Annotated in this window: 14 protein-coding genes; 5 read left to right on the top strand and 9 right to left on the bottom strand. The window is 65.4% G+C overall.

Features of this window, described 5'->3' with window-relative positions; genetic code table 11:
- Window positions 1-95 precede the first annotated feature (95 nt).
- Window positions 96-968, bottom strand: coding sequence for a sulfotransferase family 2 domain-containing protein (locus VT03_RS22650; protein ID WP_075095109.1), 873 nt, complete (start codon window positions 966-968; stop codon window positions 96-98).
- Window positions 969-1638: 670 nt separating this feature from the next.
- Between VT03_RS22650 and VT03_RS22645 the strand changes: the two genes are divergently transcribed.
- The 3 genes from VT03_RS22645 to VT03_RS33730 all read left to right on the top strand — a co-directional run bounded on the left by VT03_RS22645 (window position 1639) and on the right by VT03_RS33730 (window position 4503).
- Window positions 1639-2658, top strand: a complete 1020-nt coding sequence (locus VT03_RS22645) for a WavE lipopolysaccharide synthesis family protein (protein WP_075095108.1) — start codon at window positions 1639-1641, stop codon at window positions 2656-2658.
- A 201-nt stretch (window positions 2659-2859) separates the two neighbouring features.
- Window positions 2860-3486 carry an HAD family hydrolase gene (locus VT03_RS22640; protein WP_075095107.1) on the top strand — a complete coding sequence of 209 codons (627 nt, stop codon included), beginning with the start codon at window positions 2860-2862 and terminating at the stop codon, window positions 3484-3486.
- A gap of 492 nt (window positions 3487-3978) precedes the next feature.
- The gene (locus tag VT03_RS33730) at window positions 3979-4503 is read left to right on the top strand and encodes a hypothetical protein (protein WP_156514696.1); all 525 of its coding nucleotides are present in this window, start codon (window positions 3979-3981) and stop codon (window positions 4501-4503) included.
- Window positions 4504-5052: 549 nt separating this feature from the next.
- Here the strand turns inward: VT03_RS33730 and VT03_RS22630 are convergent.
- From VT03_RS22630 to VT03_RS22615, 4 genes are read right to left on the bottom strand one after another with little or no spacing between them, the layout of a single operon-like run.
- Window positions 5053-5802, bottom strand: a complete 750-nt coding sequence (locus VT03_RS22630; protein WP_197489053.1) for a glycosyltransferase family 2 protein — start codon at window positions 5800-5802, stop codon at window positions 5053-5055.
- Window positions 5789-6112: a hypothetical protein gene (locus VT03_RS22625; RefSeq protein WP_075095105.1), complete on the bottom strand. Its 324-nt coding sequence runs from the start codon at window positions 6110-6112 to the stop codon at window positions 5789-5791. The genes VT03_RS22630 and VT03_RS22625 overlap by 14 nt, the downstream gene beginning before the upstream one ends.
- Complete coding sequence (locus VT03_RS22620) at window positions 6109-6849, bottom strand: glycosyltransferase family 2 protein (protein ID WP_075095104.1); 741 nt, start codon at window positions 6847-6849, stop codon at window positions 6109-6111. Before VT03_RS22620 ends, VT03_RS22625 begins: the two co-directional genes overlap by 4 nt.
- Before the next feature lie 9 nt (window positions 6850-6858).
- The gene (locus VT03_RS22615) at window positions 6859-7494 is read right to left on the bottom strand and encodes a hypothetical protein (protein ID WP_075095103.1); all 636 of its coding nucleotides are present in this window, start codon (window positions 7492-7494) and stop codon (window positions 6859-6861) included.
- A 408-nt stretch (window positions 7495-7902) separates the two neighbouring features.
- On the opposite strand from VT03_RS22615, the gene VT03_RS22610 reads away from it, so the two are divergent.
- On the top strand, window positions 7903-8757 hold the full coding sequence (locus tag VT03_RS22610; RefSeq protein ID WP_075095102.1) for a class I SAM-dependent methyltransferase: 855 nt from the start codon (window positions 7903-7905) through the stop codon (window positions 8755-8757).
- 108 nt (window positions 8758-8865) lie between these two features.
- On the opposite strand, the gene VT03_RS22605 is transcribed toward VT03_RS22610, so the two are convergent.
- Both VT03_RS22605 and VT03_RS22600 read right to left on the bottom strand, forming a co-directional pair.
- Complete coding sequence (locus VT03_RS22605; RefSeq protein WP_075095101.1) at window positions 8866-9942, bottom strand: NAD(P)-dependent alcohol dehydrogenase; 1077 nt, start codon at window positions 9940-9942, stop codon at window positions 8866-8868.
- A gap of 513 nt (window positions 9943-10455) precedes the next feature.
- Complete coding sequence (locus VT03_RS22600; protein WP_075097238.1) at window positions 10456-11514, bottom strand: aldo/keto reductase; 1059 nt, start codon at window positions 11512-11514, stop codon at window positions 10456-10458.
- A gap of 137 nt (window positions 11515-11651) precedes the next feature.
- On the opposite strand from VT03_RS22600, the gene VT03_RS22595 reads away from it, so the two are divergent.
- Entirely contained in the window at window positions 11652-12698 is a 1047-nt protein-coding gene (locus VT03_RS22595; RefSeq protein WP_197489052.1) for an AraC family transcriptional regulator, read from the top strand.
- 146 nt (window positions 12699-12844) lie between these two features.
- On the opposite strand, the gene VT03_RS33725 is transcribed toward VT03_RS22595, so the two are convergent.
- Both VT03_RS33725 and VT03_RS22585 read right to left on the bottom strand, forming a co-directional pair.
- Window positions 12845-14047: a terpene cyclase/mutase family protein gene (locus VT03_RS33725; protein WP_075095099.1), complete on the bottom strand. Its 1203-nt coding sequence runs from the start codon at window positions 14045-14047 to the stop codon at window positions 12845-12847.
- 89 nt (window positions 14048-14136) lie between these two features.
- Entirely contained in the window at window positions 14137-15468 is a 1332-nt protein-coding gene (locus VT03_RS22585) for a right-handed parallel beta-helix repeat-containing protein (protein ID WP_075095098.1), read from the bottom strand.
- Window positions 15469-15688 lie beyond the last annotated feature (220 nt).

The following is a 15688-nucleotide window of genomic DNA, read 5'->3' as shown; positions in this document are numbered from 1 at the left end:
CAGATATCACTCGACGAGAGGGCCTCCGGCGGGCAAGTGGGCGTTGCCCCCTTGCATCCCCCACCAGGGGTGACCCCCTGGACCCCGGTTATTAACTAGCCCTGCAGCGCACCCGCCAGATCAGCGGACTCGGGATCGGCGGCCGCCGCGGTCTCGCTGACCACCGGATCCGGCCTCAGCCCGCGCTCCAGATTCGCCTTCGCCAACGCATGCAACTCACGATCCAGCGCATTCTTGTCCGCCAACTCCCGCAGATCATCCGGACGGATCAGCTCCGCCGTGTCCATGAAGCGGTTCCCCCCGCCGCAATGAATCAACTCACCCGCCTGCGTCTTGTTCAGATAAGGCGTCTCCTCCGGCGCCGCCCACCCGAAGCGCTGACACACCTTCTTCAACAGAATGTCGACCCGCTCCGTCACCGAGAACAACGTCCGCGTCAGCAGCGTCTCCTTCGCCTCGTCGAACATGTCCGGCGTCACGACGTCCCGACTCCACCCGTGCAGCGACAGACACCGGACTTGGTAGTTGTCCACCTCCAGCCGGCCCGACCGGATGTACTCCCGCATCGTCCCGGTGAACATCCCCAGCGAGCGATACAGCCGGTACTGCGACACCACGCGATCCACGGGATCGCGCAGAAGCGTCAGGTACAGACACGGCCGGGGGATCGCCACATGCGCCCCGTAACTGATGTGCCCCGCGTAGTACCGCAGATACGGGTTGATGAGATACTGCTGGACGAAGTGGGAGAAGACCGCGCTGTACGGAACCTTGAGCCCCTTGGTGAGCAGCTCCATCTCATGAAACAGATGCCGCTGCGCGAGGTGCCGGTCCACGAACTGGTCCGTCTCGCACAGCCGCTCATCCTGAGGGATCATGGACTGCAGGAAGCCGGTGTCCAGACTCGTCCCGCCCGTCTTCGGAATGTGAAGGAACAAAATGACCGGCAACTCACCGGAGTCCGTCATCGTGCAATTCCTCTTCTCTTCTCATACCACCGGATGATGCCGACGCCGGCCGACAGAACCGACGTCTGCTCCTGGATGCGGTCCGGCGCATCCGAAGTGGCTGCATCTCCCGGGCCATACCGACCGGCCGATCCGGCTCACGCCTCGACCGTCTCACCGGGGTCTCCGCATCGAGCGGCGGCAACACCGGCGACCAACCTTCCGACGACTTACGCCGCGACCCATCCGGGCGCAGTCCGTCCAGGAATCCCTCCAGGCCGGAACCGATGTCCAGCCGACTCACCCGGTCGCATCATTCGCGAACCGCGATGCCATCCCTTTGGGCACTCACCACGCTACTGCGCGCTCCGACCCCGGCAAACGGAAATGTCATGATTTCGCCACTGCCCCGCGGCCCCATGCAACCGCCTCCGTTGTTGAAAAGGGGAAACGTCCGCCGCAGGCCGCGTCCACTCTCCCGCGCCGCCGGCATCACCGCTTCTCCCACACCCCCGGGCGCGAAGATTGCTGCAAGAACGCAACACGCGCGCCCGCACCGGTCCGCGAGCCGGGAAGATTTCGTTCAAACCGCGGAAATGCGAATGGCCCGTCGTCGAGACCGGGGATACGATCGCCCCGTAGTTACGGCTGACTCGCCAAGCCCAAACCGCGACGTGTCCCGGGAATCTTTGTGAACGAGTCCAAGCTCTCACCGCAGTCGGTTTCCATCGTCGTTCAAGGTCCCGTGGTCGGTACGCCCGACCTCCCCGTCCAGGAACGCGTGACCCAGCGGGTGCTGGCCAGCATCCGCCGCTGCTTCCCCGGAGCGGAGATCGTCCTCTCGACGTGGGAAGGGACGAACCTCGACGGCCTCGAGTACGACATCGCTCAGCTCAACAGCGACCCCGGCGGCTTCTCCGTCGAAGGTCCGGACGGCTCGCAGTTCCCGAACAACATGAACCGCATGCTGTTCTCGACGCGCCGCGGACTCGAGGCCGCCACCCGTCCCTACGCGATCAAGTGCCGCACCGACTGCGAGTTCGCCAACGACCGGATCCTGAACGGCTATGGCCGGTTCGACTTCGGCGGCGAGACCTACCGCTTCGTCAAGAACCGCATCGTCGGCTGCACGCACTACAGCCGCGACCCGCGGATTCCGTACCCCGGCCTCGGCCATCTCGCGCACCATCCGTCGGACATCATCCAGCTCGGCTGGACGGACGACCTCCGGGCGCTGTGGTCCGCCCCCCTGGCCCTCACCCCCGAGAGCCGCTGGCAGGAGCTCGAAGCGCCCGACACCAAGCGGACGTACCGTTGGTTCCGGTACCTCCCCGAGCAATACGTCTGGCTGCACTTCCTCCGCCAGCACACGACCGTCGAGTGCGACCACATCTCGCACATGCATCCCGGGATCGTGGAAGAGACCGACCGGTACATCGCCGGGAACTTCGTGCTGCAGACGCCCCATCAGCTCGGAGTCGTTCCGCTCAAGCCCGGCCTCTTGAAGCGGTTCCTGCCCGAGACCTGTTACACGTATCGCCAGTGGCTGCAGACCTACGGCCGGATCTCGCGCCGCGGGTCGTTCTCGATGCTGGTCCCGGACCTGCCGAAGTACCGCAACTGGATGCGGCTCCTGGCTTGGGAAGGGCGGAACCGGTTCCGTTCCCTGCGAGGCCGCATCGAGCGGCGGCTGGGGATCGCGCGAGGCTAGTGCGGCCCGGGCGGACGGACGGCTGCCGCCCGCTCCTTTCGAATACGAACGGCTGGAACTTCAGCCGCAAACGAATCACTGTCCATCAGATCGTTGCGTCCGGGGAGATCGTCGGCGGTTCGCCGCCGGGCCACGGGACGCGGTCGTCACGACGGAAATCCCGCCGTGTGGCGCACCACGGGTAGCGGGGAAGAGTCGACCATGATTGGCGCGATCATCTTTGACATGGACGGAGTGCTGATTGACGCCAAGGAGTGGCATTACGAGGCGCTGAACCGGGCCCTCAGCCTGTTCGGCTACGCGATCAGCCGTCACGACCACCTGGTGACGTACGACGGGCTTCCGACGAAGAAGAAGCTCGCCATGCTGACGATGGAGCGGGGCCTGCCGCAGGGACTGCACTCGTTCATCTCGGACCTCAAGCAGCTCTACACGTTCGAGCTGGTGAACGTGCGTTGCAAGCCGGTCTTCGCGCACCAGTACGCGCTGGCCAAGCTGAAGTCGGCCGGGTATCGCCTTGCGGTCGCCTCGAACTCGATCCGCGAGACGGTGCACATGATGCTGGAGAAGGCGGGGATCCGTTCCTACTTCGACGTGATCCTGAGCAACGAGGACGTCTCGAAGGCGAAGCCGGACCCGGAGATCTACTCGAAGGCGATGGAGATGCTCGGCTTCCGGCCGACCGACTGCCTGGTCCTGGAGGACAACATCAACGGCATCCGCGCCGCGCAGGCCGCGGGGGCGAACGTGATGACGATTGAGACGGTGAATGACGTCTCCCACGAGGCGATCCTGCGTCAGATCCGCGGCCTCTCGGAAGGCCGCTGACCGCCTCGGTAATCTCGCACGTCGATCGAACAGAGTTCCGGCGGAAGGTGGCTCCCCGTGCGGTCCGACCTGCTTCGCCCACCAGGGCCGAAGCGGATCTCCTGCGCGATGCACTGGTCAAGCCGTCTTGTGAACTATTGGCCCAATTTGCCGGAAGTTGTCCTTCGGCGAACCGCAACGGACAGCCGGTTCTCGAACGAGAGTCCGCCGCGGAGGACTTCCCGGCACCTGTTCGAATCAGCTCCGATTTACGTGCTGCTTCCTTCGCAGCGGTTGCAACTCGCAATCACGCGTCTTGTGTTGAGCGACCTGGAATTGAGCCTCCTGTTAATATCAGCTGCGGCGTCCTTTTCTTTCTGGTGTCAGTCAAGTGCTTCCGCTACACTCCGCGTCGGATAGCCGGGCGTAACTGATACGTCTTGGCTTCTACGCTTAAATCGCGTCTCGGGCCAGAGGCGAAGGATCGCATATCCAATTCTTCGGAGCGATGAAATGGGCAACTTTAGCAAAGAAGAGAAGTACAAGGTTTTGTCCGCTTTGGAAACAATTAAAGGTTTGGTCGATCTAGATGAGGGCGGGCGAACTGAGGACAGCAGCACGGCTGCGGCGGCATTTCGTTCGGCCAGTAACTTCGGTCCCGAAAGAAATCAGGCCCTGACTTTTGCTTGGGCTGAACGGTTTTCGGTCGCATCAAACCGACGGGCAATCTGCCGATTCAGTTGCCGGGCTTGGTATGAGAACGCCGTCATGATCTATGACGTCGATCAGGACTATCAGCTGATGGCCGAGCGGGGAAATTATGCCCGCAGCTTGGAGGAACTGGAGCTCCGGGAGAGCGGGGTTTATATTGTGACCGGTTGGCACAAGAATGGTCCACCGAGTGGTCGGCGGCCATGGTTTCAAAGCCCCAAGCGAGTCTTTGTCCGTAACGAGAGTGACTTGGTCGTAGGCTTTGAAGACGCGGGGCAGGACGATTACGACGATGCGCTGGTTACCATTTCGTTTCGTCCCCTCTGATGAGGGAGCTCAGGCGGCGGGACACAACACGCGGTCGATCGCGGTAGGCGTGTCTTGCTCGCGTTGAGGCTTCCGGTCGCTCCTCTTTCGGCACTCATGAATCGCTGCTGCACACCGGCGGTGCGTCGACCGGCGGTGTGCAGTCCAGTGTCCACAAAGTCCACCGCCCGCAGAGCGGCCTTGGTAAGTGGGCCCTTGGTGGCGGAGCGGCCACTTCTGGTATCCGGCTCGTCCGCCGAAGATGCTGTCATTCACGTTGGCGACCAAACGAAGGGCGAATTCGGGGAAGAGGTATTTCCGGCTTGCGTTCTCGCGAGGCCGAGTTGCAGCGATTCGGACCGATCGCGCCTCCAACGTGTGGGGGCTATTGATCGCAAGATTGCCGTCGCACTTCCGTCGCCTGCCCCCACGGGGGATTGACGTCGGGTTACACAGGTGACCGCGTCCGCCGAGCACTGAGTTTACGCTCGGCCACAGAACACAAAAGCCCGCGGATCACCTGATCCGCGGGCCTCGAAAGCAAAACAGAATCGTCCCACCAGGGACAAATCACGCCGGCCGCAACTCTCCGAACTTCTCCAGGTCGAACGGCGTCCCCAGCCCGAACATCCCGTCGTACTCCTTCCCGACATTGAAGACCTTGATCTCCTGCCCCTCCTTCAGCAACACGTTGTACGCCGGAGCGACATAGAACTCGTTGTTCACCCGCTCGTTCGCCGCGATCATCTGCTCCGCCGCCCGGACGAAATCCCGGCCGTGCTTGTAGTTGTAGATCCCGACCGTCGCCTCGTTCGAAACGACCTGCTTCTCGACGACTTCCGTCACCCGCCCCTCGGGCGAGAACCGACAGTACGACCACTTCGGATGGTCCGCCCACATCGTCATGATCAGCCCGTCCGTCCCCGGCTGGTCCATCGCCGCCAGGTAATCGTCCATCGCGCACTCCACGTACTGATCGCAGTTGGCGATCATCAGCGGCGCGTCGGAATCGATCAGCGACTTCACCGTCAGGACCGTGCAGGCCGCCCCCTCCGTCACGGCGTCGAGGAACCGCACCTCGCACCCCGGAGCCCAGACCCGGAGCTTCTCGTCCAGACCGAACTGCTCGGCAAAGTCCCGCAGCGTGATGAAGATGAACCGGTGCGGGCGCGACGGCCGCAGGTTGTCGATGACAAACTGGATCATCGGCTTCCCGCGGACCGGGATCAGCGGCTTCGGCAGGGCGAACCCCGCCGTCTGAAAGCGGCTCCCGCGACCCGCCATCGGCACCACGATATTCAGCACGTCATTCGTCGACATATTTGTCATTCCTGGCACCCGGGACCTTCACGACGACCGTGACCGAGTCGGTCAGCGATTCGAACGCCGTCGACTCGCCCGGCTCAATGATGATGATGCTTCCCTCGCCCCACTCCCGGCCGCACATCCGGACGCGGCCGCTGACGATCACGGTGTACTCCGTGGCGATCTTGTGATGATGGCTCCCCTCGCGGTCCCCCGCCTTGTACGCCTTCACGCCGACTTCGAAGTCGGTCGTGTCGAGCAGGGTCGGCGTGAAACTGCCGATGAACCACCCCTTGACCATCTTGTCCAGATGCGACTCGATCATCGGGCCGTCGACTCCTTCCGTCCCGAGAGCAGCATGTTGTAAGCGGCAATCCCCCGCGGCGTGGCCAGCGAGTGATAGGCGCTCCGCGGAATCGAGAAGATCCCGATCCGCCGCTCCTGAAGGACCATCTGGTTGAACACCGGGCAGACGTAGAACCGCCCGTTGACGCTCTCGTCCCGGCGGATCATCGCGAACGCCGAGTCGATGAAGTCCCGGCCGCGGCGGAAGTAGTAGAAGCCGGCCGTCGCCAGGCGGCTGATAGGCCGCTTCTCCGCCGCCTCGACCACATAACCCGACTCGTCGACCCGCACGTAAGACCACCGCGGATGGACTGCGTCGAAGACGATGATCCCGCCGTCGAGCTCCCGCCGCTGGAAGTCCTCGACCACCTTCTGCAGCGGCGTGTCGATGATCTGGTCGCCGTTGGCGATGATCAGCGGTTCGTCCGGCGAGTAGTGATCGATCGCCAGGAGCGCGGTGCAGGCCGCGCCGCCGGTCTCCCGGTTCGTGACCAGGATCTCGCACTTCGGGCAGAGGAGCTGCAGGACCTCCCGCAGGTGGTGCTGACGGGCGTCGTCCTCGCTGATGACGAAGACGAACTCCGCCCCCTCGATCCCCTTGAGATTCTCGGTGACGAGTTCGATCAGCGTGCTCTGGGCGATCTCCGCCAGGCTCTTGCCGAACAGGAACTTGTCCCCCGACACGCCTCTTCCCGCCATCGGGACCAGGATCTTCATACGTCCCCCTTATCGGCAAAATCGGGCCAGCGCCTCTTCGGGCAGGTCCGTGCACAGCATGAGTTCGGAATGGCCCGTCAGCCGCGAAGCGGCGAGCCAGGACCACAGTTCCTCCGGCGGGCGGCGGTGGAGCTCCGGGGAGACGAGACACACCGACCGCCCCGCGGCCAGGTGCTCGCCGATCACCGGTTCACCGTACCAGACCCCGTCGAAGCCATCGAGCCACACTCCCGCCGCGGAGCCCGCCCACGAGAGGAACGGCTCCTGTTCGCTGAGACGGGAGAAGAGCGGGAGTCCGGACCGCGGATACTCGCGGGCGTCCGGCACGCTCATATCGAAGACGAACGCCTTCACGCCGGGAAAGCGGTCGAGCGTCGCGCGGACCGACCGGGCCAGGCCGTCCGCCTTGATATTGAGAGCGAGCCGCCCCGGATGGCCGTATTCCCCGTGCAGGGCCAGGAACGCCTCGAAGGTCATCGTCGAGCCGTCCCGGACCGGATCGTGGCTGATGACGATTCCCCCCCGGCCGTCGTCCCGCAGATCGGTTTCGGTCCCGAGCCCGAGAGCAAAGCCGCGGCGGAAAGCCGCCTCGGTATTCTTCTCCTCCGGCCCCTTCCAGTACCCGCGATGGCAAAGAACGTCCAACGGATCCCCCCTGCACTTCGATCTCCCGCAGGCATGTTTGCCGCTCGGGGGAGGGCGCACAAGCCCCTCCTTGAACGACCCGCCGCGCCGCGGAGAAAGGGTTCCCCGGCTCCGTCCCCCGACCGGGAGATCCGTTCCGGACGGAATAGACGGAGCGTCGAACCCCCTCGCCGCCGCTCGGCCCGCCCCCTTCGCTCCCCTCCGTATCTTGGCGCCAGGCCGCGGTGCGACCGCTTCCTTCGCTCCCGGTAGCGATCCGTCAACCCTCCGGGCGCGCGGCAATCGATTTCCCCGCCCAAGCCTCTTGTCAGGGGTCGAACGGCAGGCGTAGGGTGACCCGCACGACTGAGCAAGAGTTTGCGTCGCGACTGCGGCGGCTCGTGCTTCCTATTCCCGACGAGGTGTGTGATGGCCGGTTCGGCTGCTGGCAATGCGACGTATCTGAAGATGCAGAGGAACAGTTATGCCACGGTCGCCACGACCCGTGAGGGAGCAGAAGCGGCCGTTCACCCGAACTACGCCGAGGCTCGCGCCGCTTCGAAGTCGACCCTGGCCTACATGCTGAACGACTACGCCGAGCGGAACGCGACGGTCCGCGGCGCGGACATCACCGAGGTCCGCAAGGAGTTCCTCGAGATCCCGAAGAAGGGGGCTTTCCGGGCTCTCGACTACGGCTGCGGCGTCGGCCGCAACATGGAAGAACTCGTCAACTCCGGCTTCGCCGCCGACGGCGTCGACATCAGCCCGGAGATGCTGGGCTTCGCCAAGAACAGTGAGACGCTCTCCAAGGCGGGCTCCAAGTTCTTCCTCAGCGGCGGACAGGACTGCGGCGACGCCCCGGCCGCCAGCTACGACTTCGTCTTCTCGGTCCTCTGCTTCCAGCACATCTGCGTGCGGTCGATCCGCAGCTCGATCCTGCAGTCGATGCACCGCGCCCTGAAGCCCAACGGCGTCGTCAGCATCCAGTTCCAGTATTACCCCAAGATCACCTCGGCGCAGATTCCGCAGAACCACGCCTCCTGGTCGGAAGACAAGGTCAACGCCGTCGGCACCAACTCCGCCGCCGACGTCTGGGTCACCGCGGACAAGCTCCACGAAGTCCACGACGACTTCCGCGCCCTGTTCAACGACGTCCGCTTCCAGTTCATCGAGATCGGGACCTACCCGGGTCTCGAGAAGCAGTACGAGTACCCGTTCGGCCACCTCTTCGTCAGCGGTTCCAAGACCGCCGGCCTGCGGGACCGGATTTACAAGCCGGTCTAATCCGCCGACCGCGGGCCATCACCGGCCGCGGTCTCCGAGAGACTCACACGAAACACCGCCATCGCATCGATGGCGGTGTTTTCGTTTTGGCGGCCTCCGCGGGGCGGGTCACCCCTTCAGCGACGCCATGTCGATCACGAAGCGGTACTTGACGTCCCCTTTCAGCATCCGCTCGTAGGCGGCGTTGATCTCCTGGATCGCGATCACCTCGACGTCGCTGACGACGTTGTGTTCGCCGCAGAAATCGAGCATCTCCTGCGTCTCGGCAATCCCGCCGATCGACGACCCGGCAATCTGCCGGCGGGCCATCAGCAGGTTGAAGACCTGGACCGGCAGCGGCTTCTCCGGCGCTCCGACCATCGTCAGCGTCCCGTCGAGCCGGAGGAGCTGCACGAAGGCGTTGACGTCGTGCTTGGCCGAGACCGCGTCGAGAATGAAGTCGAAGCTCCGGAAGTGCTTCCCCATCTGGGCCGCGTCGCTCGAGATCACGACCTCGTCGGCCCCGAGCCGCCGGGCATCTTCCGACTTGTGGGGCGACGTCGTGAAGACCACGACATGCGCCCCCATCGCCCGGGCGAACTTCACCCCCATGTGCCCCAGCCCGCCGAGGCCGACAATCCCGACCTTCTTCCCCGGCCCGACATTCCAGTGCCGCAGCGGCGAGTAGGTCGTGATCCCCGCACACAGCAGCGGCGCGGCCGCCGCCAGATCGAGGTGCGGCGGGACCTTCAGGACGAACGCCTCATCGACGACGACGCTCTCGGAGTAGCCGCCGTAGGTGACACCGCCGAGGTGCTTATCCGGGCTGTTGTAGGTGAGCGTGAAGCCGGTCTCGCAGTACTGCTCCATTCCCTTGTTGCAGCTCGGGCACGTACCGCAGGAGTCGACCATGCACCCGACCGCGGCGATGTCCCCTTTCTTGAACCTGGTCACCGCGGGGCCGACCTCGACGACCCGGCCGACGATCTCATGCCCCGGCACCACCGGGTAGACCGCGTTGAAGTTGCTCTCCGCCCATTCATTGCGGCAGAGGTGCAGGTCCGAGTGACAGACGCCGCAGTACAGGATCTCGATCGCGACGTCGTGCGCGGTCGGCGCACGGCGGCGGATGCCGAAGGGCGCGAGTGGCGATTCAGCACTCTGAGCCGCATAGGCACGGGCAGGACGGGAAGCAGTGGTCGACATGGAACGAACTCTCCAACACGAAACAGGAAGTCGAAACAACGCGGCGGGCAGAGTGTCTCGCCGCCGGCTTCTCCAATGAGTGTTTACTGAGGCGCGGGAGGTCGCGGTCTTGTCCCGCTGCCTCGAACCGCGTGCTTGCCGGCTGAGCTCCGTTAGCTCAAACCCAACTTTCGACGGCCACTGGGGTCAAGGGGGTCTCACCCCCTTGCCGCCGGAGGCACTTCCATTGAGGAACCGTGGGACACAACGGACGTCCGCTTTGTGGTACCAGCGTGGAGGACTCCGTCGTCATTCAGCAACCGGTCCGTCAACGACGCGGGTTGATGTGGGGGCATCCGGCACGGCGTCCGCGTCTGGGCACGGACTCCTTCAGACATCTCTCGACGGCCAGGCCTCCGGCGGGCAAAGGGGCGTTGCCCCTCTGCACTCCCCACCAGGGTGCCCCTGGACCCGACTTGCATGGCGTGCGGGTCGCGGCTGGGACGCTCTCTGCACGGCCGCGGACCAAGAACATCACTTCCCCATCGTCTCCCAGATCGGCCGATCCGGGACGCCCAGCCGGTCGTGCCCCTGAACCGGCAACATCCAACCGGGATACTCCGGCGGCAGCGTGCTCACCTCATCGAGCGTCCGCAACTCCTCGTCGCTGAGCTTCAGCTCGACCGCCGCCAGATTGTCCTGAAGCTGATCAAGCCGCTTCGCTCCAATGATGATCGACGTCACGACCTTCTTCGAAAGCAGCCACGCCAGCGAGACCCGGGCAGCACTGCAGTTGTGCGCCTTCGCGATCGGCGCGATGGCATCCAGAATCCGCCACGTCCGCTCCTTGTCGACAAGCGGGAAGTCGAAGTGCGACCGCCGCGACCCCGCCGGCTTCTGGTTCTCCCGGCTGTACTTCCCGGAGAGCAATCCCCCGGCCAGCGGACTCCAGACCATCAGTCCCATCCGCTCCGCTTCCAGCAGCGGCACGAGCTCCCGTTCCAGATCGCGGCCAGCGATCGAGTAGTACGCCTGCAGCGTGTCGAACTTCGCCAGGCTCCGGTGCTCCGAGATCCCGAGCGCCTTGGCGATCCGCCACGCCTGCCAGTTCGAGCAGCCGATGTACCGGACCTTCCCCTGCTGAACGAGCGTGTCGAGGGCCCGCACGGTCTCCTCGACGGGGGTCACGGCATCGGTCCCGTGGATCTGGTACAGGTCGATGTGATCGGTCTGCAGCCGCCGCAGGCTCGCCTCGACGCCATCCAGAATGTGCCCGCGGGACGCGCCGATGTCGTTCCGCCCCGGTCCGACGCGGCCGTAGACCTTCGTCGCCAGGACCACGTCCTTGCGGGCGATCCCCAGGTTCCGGATCGACTGCCCCAGGATCGTCTCGCTCTGCCCCTCAGTGTAGATGTCCGCGGTGTCGAAGAAGTTGATCCCGCTGTCGATCGACGCCTTCACCAGGCCATCCGCCTCGGCCTGCCCCTGGTTGCCGATCGCGCCGAAGATCCCGGTCCCGTCGCCAAACGTCATCGTCCCGAAGCAGAGCCGCGAAACGAGCAGTCCCGTGTGTCCCAGTGTCGCGTAGTCCATCGTCTTCCCCTCAACTGAGCGGTCGTATCGGTCATCCCGCACCATCGCGGGACGGTGGACATGAAACTCCAGAAAGCAGAGCCCAACTAGGCCGAAACCTGCCTATCCCTTGCCTGATTCTCCAGCCGCCCGGATTCTTGGATGCACGACCGCCGATCCGTCCCGATGCTGTCCTGACCGGCAGCCACGTCCGGATGCCACGTCCGTACGTCCCCTCCGTCCCGCGATTCCGCGACCTCTCAGCGATGCACGACCTCACCGCCAGCAACCGCCGCCTGACCGAGCTCCTCGGCACCCTCGCGACCAGCGACGGCATCGGGTCCACGATCCTCGACGGCGTGAAAGTCATGCGGTCCAGCCAGTCGATCCCCCGCACGCCGGTCCTCTACGAGCCGAGCATCGTGGTCGTCGGCCAGGGCCGGAAGCGGGGCTATCTCGGCGACCGGGTCTACACCTACGACGCGCACAACTACCTCGTCCTCTCGGTCCCGATGCCGTTCGAGTGCGAGACCGAGGTCGCCACGCACGGCCCGCTGCTGGCGGTCTCGATCGGAGTCGACCTCCACGTCCTGAGCGACCTCCTCCTCAAGATGGAACACACCCCGCCGCCCGCCGCGGGCGAAGACGGCCCCCACACGCACGGCATGTACTCCACGCAGCTCGACGCCGCACTGAGCGAGGCGACGGTCCGGCTCCTTGAATGCCTCACGCAGCCGGCCGAAGCCCGGATCCTCGGCCCGCAGATCATCCGCGAGATCACGTACCGCGTCCTCTGCGGCGAGCAGGGGGGCGCGCTGCGGTCGCTGATCGCGGTCAACGGCCGGATGAGCGTGATCCAGCGGGCCCTTGAGCGGATGCACGCCCGCTACGCCGACGCGATCGACGTCCCCGCCCTGGCCCGCAGCGCCGGGATGAGCGTCTCGGCCTTCCACCACCACTTCAAAGCGGTCACCGCGACATCCCCGCTGCAGTACTTCAAGACGATCCGTCTGCACAAAGCCCGGATGCTGATGGCCCTCGAAGGTCTCACGGCGGGCGTCGCGGCGAGCCGGACCGGCTACCAGAGCCCCTCGCAGTTCAGCCGCGAGTTCAAGCGGTTCTTCGGCGCCACGCCGCAGGAGGAAACGATCCGCGTCCGCGGCATGCTCGGCCTCGAGACCTTCGCGGCGACGACCCTGGAGTGACGCGAAGGAGTTGAGCCACAGATAAACACAGATGCACACAGATGGGAGGTTGGCCTGCCTGCCTTTATCCGTGTTGATCTGTGTTCATCTGTGGCTTACTCCTCTTCCTCCCTCGCGCAGGCAAACGTCCCGAAAACGCACCGCCGTCACGGGCTCGCTTCCTCGCACTCCAGGAGCGTCATGGTGCTGAAGGCAGTCACCATCAGCCGCCCCCCGAGGTCCGACCAGCGATCGCGGACGGGAGCCAGCGAACTCCAGCTTCCCCGCGGGCAGCCTTCGCGGGCCTGCGTTTCGAGGAGCGCCTTCCGCATCGCTTCCCGCCACTCCGGCCAGTGTTCCGGAGAGCTGCGTCGGATTGCGTCCGTGACGTAGTAGTCCCGGTAGCAGTCCGGCGCCCCGCGTCCCGGCGGCCGCTGCCGCAGGTAGGCGACCGCCTCCGCCACGGTCTCGTCCGCCGGCTGCTGCTCCAGCAGTTGAAGCGACAGCAGACCGACCCCCGTCATCGACGGACTGAACGGCCCCTTGGGTTCATAGGCGAACAGCCCGGACTGCTGGCCCCCGGACGCCACCCGCAGGTAAACCGTCATGAGTTCCCGCGACTTCGGCGACACATCGAGTTCCCCGGCCCGTGCCGAGACCAGGGCCCGCATCTGCCAGCCGAAGACGGAGGTGTCCCCGCCGGTCGGCGTTTCCCCCGCCACGTAATACCGCCAGCCCCCCTGCCCGGGATGCTGCGACTTCTGAATGAACTCGACCGCCTTCTGCGCCGGCTCCTTGAACTCCTCCCGCTGCGAACGACGGTACGCCTCGCACACCGCCAGCGTCGCCAGCCCATGCGCATACATCCGGGAGCCGCCGCCGGTCTTGCCGTAGAGAGCGCCGGTCTCGGCATTCTGAAACCGGACCAGCCGCCGCAGTCCCTTGAGAACCGCCTTCTGATGCGGCTTTGCGTCTCCGGACAACTCGCCCGCCATCAGGAACGGCAGCAGCGCCATGGCGGTTGCCGCGGGATCGGAGCGAACCGATCCCGCGTCCCTGCGGTCCTCGCCGACCAGCGGCGTACAGGAGTCCCCCTCGCACTGGAGGTGGAGGTCCTGAAAACTCCAGTGGCCGGTGGGAAGCTGATGCCGCGCCAGCCAGTCGAGCGCGGAGTCGATCCCCTCCCTCGGCGTTCGCGGTCGGGCTTCCGGCGGCGCGTCCTTCGGCACGTTGGGATCCGCGGCGCAGGCGTTCGACCAGATCGAACCGCCAGCAGCGACCAGCACCGCCAGAAAGCTGCCCCACTGGCGAAGGAGACTCCGCCGGCTCCGCTCCTCGTGGCGAATCGAGATGAATGCGACAGATCTCATCGGCCCCTCCCCAAGAACATCGACAGTGTCCCATGTCCGGGAGGCCCAAGGAAGATCAGACCGAGCCGCTGTGGCCGCCGATCCCGTGGTCACGCCGGTCGAACGACATCCCGCGCGAAGCCGGTGACCGTATTCCCGTCGAGGCGGATGTCGCGGGTCAGGTCGCCGAGGCGGATGCCGATCCGCTCTTCGGCCGCGCGGGTCTCGCTGACCGTGTTGCCGACGAGCGTCACCGACTCGGTCCCTCCCTGAATATCGATCGCCGCCGCCGTCCGGCCGCCGTTGTTCTCGAAGCGGTTGGACTCGATGCGGTTGCGATGGGCACAGAAGCCCGGTCCCCGCTCGGGACGGAACAGGAGGCCCACTTCGCCGCTGTTGGTGACCACGTTGTTCCGCACGAGGTTGTCGGTATCGCGGTGGCCGATCGAGATCCCGACGCGGTTGCCGTCGCAGGTGTTCTCCTCGGCCAGTCCGAACTTCACCCCCCAGCAGAAGAAAAGGCCGATCGAGTTCCCGGCGAGATGATTGCGGCGGATCAGCGGCCGCTGCGAGCCGGAGCCGGGGTGCAGGCCGAGGCCGGTGTGGCCGGTCGAGCGGCAGTCTTCGACGATCACGTCGTGGCAGATCTGCCAGCTCAGGCCGTCGCCGTTGTAGTCGCGGGCTTCGACGCGGCGGATGGCGATGTCGCGGCAGTCCTGCAGGAAGACGCAGCCGGCGTAGTTGCCGTCGAGGTTGTCGTTGTTGGCCTTGTCGCCGTCGAGGACGAGGCCTTCGATGGCGATCTGTTCGATCTCTTCCCCCGTCAGGAGCGGGAAGAGGGCGTGGACGGTCGGCGTTCCCGCCTCCCACACGTTTTCTTTAAGGGCCCGGTCGAGCTTGAAGCGATCGCCGGAGCGGGCGACGAGTCGCCGCTTGAGGACTTGGGGGCTGCCGTTGTGGGCGTTCTTCATGCGGAGGCAGATGCTGTCGCCGATTTCGAAGCCGTGGCCGGGGGCGAGGGTGAGTTCCTGATCGTACCAGTCGGAGTCGGCGGCGAGTTTGCACATGCGCGACGGGATCTTGGTGACGATGGTTTCGCCGGGGGTCCCCTGAATTCGGACGTTTGAGCGGAGGTGGACTGCGCCGCGGAGGACGTATTTGCCCGGACGGAGGACGACGGTGCCGCCGCCGAGAGATCCTACGTAGTCAACGGCGGCCTGCACGGCGCGATGGCTGGTGCCGACGATGTCCGCATCCTTCGGTCCGACGGAGATAGACAGGCACTCGTCCCAGTTCGGTTCGACGCGAGCATCGAACGAGGTCGCGCGGGGGGCGGTGACGGGGGGGCGGTCGTCGGCCGCGGCCGATGACCTGAGACTGGCGACGCCTCCGGCGAGAGCGGCGGTGGAGGCGAGGAAGGAGCGGCGCGAGAGCGGGGACATCAGGACGTTCTCCTGTGGGCGGGGCCGATGACCGCGAGCGTTGGCCGAGTGTAGTCAATCACACGACCAGGACACACGTCCTCGCCGGCACAGCGTCCACAGCTCAAACCCAACGTGCTACGGCCACTGGGGTCAAGGGGGCCCCGCCCCCTTGCCGCCGGAGGCACTCCTGTGAGGAACCGTGGTAAACAACGGATGTCCCCTTTGTGAAACCGGCGTT

The sequence above is a fragment of the Planctomyces sp. SH-PL14 genome, from assembly GCF_001610835.1.
In the GTDB taxonomy this organism is placed as follows: domain Bacteria; phylum Planctomycetota; class Planctomycetia; order Planctomycetales; family Planctomycetaceae; genus Planctomyces_A.
Note: the sequence above shows the minus strand (reverse complement) of the source record. Positions and strands in the feature narration are given on the sequence as shown.

Coding starts and splice junctions, on each gene's coding strand:
- VT03_RS22650 (WP_075095109.1), bottom strand. CDS start 968: ATGACGGACTCCGGTGAGTTGCCGGTCATTTTGTTCCTTCACATTCCG.
- VT03_RS22640 (WP_075095107.1), top strand. CDS start 2,860: ATGATTGGCGCGATCATCTTTGACATGGACGGAGTGCTGATTGACGCC.
- VT03_RS33730 (WP_156514696.1), top strand. CDS start 3,979: ATGGGCAACTTTAGCAAAGAAGAGAAGTACAAGGTTTTGTCCGCTTTG.
- VT03_RS22630 (WP_197489053.1), bottom strand. CDS start 5,802: ATGTCGACGAATGACGTGCTGAATATCGTGGTGCCGATGGCGGGTCGC.
- VT03_RS22625 (WP_075095105.1), bottom strand. CDS start 6,112: ATGATCGAGTCGCATCTGGACAAGATGGTCAAGGGGTGGTTCATCGGC.
- VT03_RS22620 (WP_075095104.1), bottom strand. CDS start 6,849: ATGAAGATCCTGGTCCCGATGGCGGGAAGAGGCGTGTCGGGGGACAAG.
- VT03_RS22610 (WP_075095102.1), top strand. CDS start 7,903: ATGGCCGGTTCGGCTGCTGGCAATGCGACGTATCTGAAGATGCAGAGG.
- VT03_RS22605 (WP_075095101.1), bottom strand. CDS start 9,942: ATGTCGACCACTGCTTCCCGTCCTGCCCGTGCCTATGCGGCTCAGAGT.
- VT03_RS22600 (WP_075097238.1), bottom strand. CDS start 11,514: ATGGACTACGCGACACTGGGACACACGGGACTGCTCGTTTCGCGGCTC.
- VT03_RS33725 (WP_075095099.1), bottom strand. CDS start 14,047: ATGAGATCTGTCGCATTCATCTCGATTCGCCACGAGGAGCGGAGCCGG.
- VT03_RS22585 (WP_075095098.1), bottom strand. CDS start 15,468: ATGTCCCCGCTCTCGCGCCGCTCCTTCCTCGCCTCCACCGCCGCTCTC.